2 protein-coding genes are annotated in these 2,415 nt (G+C 69.1%); both read right to left on the reverse strand.

Going from position 1 to position 2,415, the window contains the following annotated elements; all coding sequences use genetic code 11:
• Positions 1-39: 39 nt before the first annotated feature.
• Entirely contained in the window at positions 40-1,737 is a 1,698-nt protein-coding gene (locus AB0O00_RS35840) for a hypothetical protein (protein WP_363658888.1), read from the reverse strand.
• Between the two features lie 184 nt (positions 1,738-1,921).
• Positions 1,922-2,415 (reverse strand): beta-galactosidase trimerization domain-containing protein (locus AB0O00_RS35845; protein ID WP_363658889.1); only part of this gene is annotated, 494 nt, incomplete at its 5' end.

A 2,415-nucleotide genomic window follows, 5' to 3' on the forward strand; every position in this document is an offset into this window, starting at 1 on the left:
CCCACCGCCCCTTGCTGCAACGGCCGTTGCGGCGGGCGGTCAGGTGGCGGAGCGGACGGTGGGCATGGCGAGGTCGACCGGGCCGGCGCCGGCTGTGCCCTTCTTGCAGGAGTCGTGGCAGTCCTTCTCCAGGCTGCAGCACAGGGAGCAGATCGCGCCCTGGTGGAAGGGGCAGCCGGCGATGTCCGGGCGTTCGAAGTCCTCGGCGCAGACGGTGCAGGTCAGCGTGGCGGCGGAGAGCAGACCGTCCGCGGTGAAGAGCGGCTCGTCCTGGTCGTCGGTGCGGGCGATGTAGTACTTGCCCTTGGTGAGCACCGCGAGGAGGGGCGAGAGGGCCATCGCGAGGAAGAGCGCGATGAACGGGGAGAACGCGGTGCCGTAGGAGCCGAAGGCGCCGAAGTAGGCGGTGATGGAGACCGCCGAGGCGATCAGCATCGAGCCGAAGCCGACCGGGTTGAAGTTGTGCAGGTGGGCGCGCTTGAACTCGATGTAGGACGGGCTGAGTTTCAGCGGCTTGTTGATGACCAGGTCGGCGACGACGGCGCCGATCCAGGCGATGGCGACGTTGGAGTAGAAGCCGAGCACGGTGTTGAGGAAGCCGAAGACGCCGCCCTCCATCAGCGCCAGGGCGATGCCGACGTTGAGGAAGATGTAGACGACGCGGCCCGGGTGGCGGTGGGTGAGGCGGGAGAAGAAGTTGGACCAGGAGAGCGAGCCGGAGTAGGCGTTCGTCGAGTTGATCTTGATCTGGGAGAGGATCACGAAGAACGTGGCCAGGCCCAGTGCGACGGGCGCGGCGAAGGTCTTGAAGCCGGCGAGGTACTGCTGGATCGGCTCGTCGGCCTTGTCCAGGCCCACGCTGCCGGCGATGTAGAACGCGAGGAAGGCGCCGCCGATCTGCTTGGCCGCGCCGAGGACGACCCAGCCCGGTCCGGCGCTGATCACGGCGCCCCACCACCTCCTGGCGTTCTGCGGGGTCTTGTCCGGCATGAAGCGCAGGTAGTCGACCTGCTCGCCGATCTGCGCGATCAGGGACAGCGCGACGCCGGCCCCGGCGCCGATCCCGAGCATGCTGATCCGGGACCCGGTGGGCGAGTTGCCCGCGAAGTGGGTGAAGGCCGAGAACTTGTCGGGATCCTGGATGGCGATGGAGACGAACGGGGCGACCATGAGCACCAGCCAGATCGGCTGCGTCCAGACCTGCATCTTCGACAGCGCGGTCATCCCGTAGATGACCAGCGGGAGGATGATCAGCGAGGCGATCAGGTAGGCGACCGGCAGCGGGATCCCGATGCCGAGCTGGAGCGCCTGGGCCATGATCGACCCTTCGAGCGCGAAGAAGATGAAGGTGAAGCTGGCGTAGATCACCGAGGTCAGCGTCGAGCCCAGGTACCCGAATCCGGCGCCCCGGGTCAGCAGGTCCATGTCGATGGAGTACTTCGCCGAGTAGTACGAGATCGGGATGCCGGTCAGGAAGATGACCACCGCGGCGGCCAGGATCGCCACCATCGCGCTGCCGAAGCCGTTGGAGATGGCGATGGAGCCGCCGATGGCGAAGTCCGCCAGGTAGGCGATGCCGCCCAGGGCGGTGGTGGCCACCACGTACGGGGTCCAGCGCCGGAAGGACTTGGGCGCGTAGCGCAGCGAGTAGTCCTCCAGGGTGCTGTTCTGCGTCCAGTCGTTGCACCGCCTGCCGGACCGTGTTCTCGGCTTCTGCTCGTCGATGGTTTGCGTCACGACTCGTCACTCCTCCGGGGGTGGGGCCAGGGGGCCAGGGGACGTTGGCTCGGCTGACGACCGAAGAGTCGCGTGACGGTGTTTCGGCCCAGTTTCCCGGCCATTTAATTCCGGCCGCAAAATCCTCGGCCGTATCGGTTGTCCACCATCTTGTCCTTCGCTCCCGACCCCGCCGCCTCGTCAATCAGCGTGCGACGAACACCCGTACGTCCCAGGCGCCCAGGGAGACCGGCTCGCCGGCCGCGACGGCAGTGCCGTTCAGGACGTCGGTCAGCTCCACGGGTGCCGGGACGTCGGCGGGCTGCCAGCTCCAGTTGTGGACCACGTGGACGCGGCGTCCGTCCGGGGAGGTCCCGGTCGTCGCGGCGACGGAGGCGGGCAGGTCGCGCCAGGGGCCGGCGGCGGCCGGGGCCAGCCAGGCGGCCAGTTCCCGGGCGAGGTCGCGGCCGGGCACGGTGCCGACGCAGGTCACCCGGCCCTCGCCGTGGCGGCGGGTGGTGACGGCGGGCCAGCGGCCGAAGTGGGGGTGCTCGTAGCCGGCCAGCACCGTGGCGTCGGTGGCCGTGAGGCCCTCCACCCAGCGCGTCGCGGTGGCATCCTCCGGCAGGTTCAGCGGACTGCCGGGGGCGGTGCGCAGCGGGAGGTCCGCGGTCAGGTTGCCGAACTCGTCGTACCAGG

The sequence above is a fragment of the Kitasatospora sp. NPDC093558 genome, from assembly GCF_040683475.1.
In the GTDB taxonomy this organism is placed as follows: domain Bacteria; phylum Actinomycetota; class Actinomycetes; order Streptomycetales; family Streptomycetaceae; genus Kitasatospora.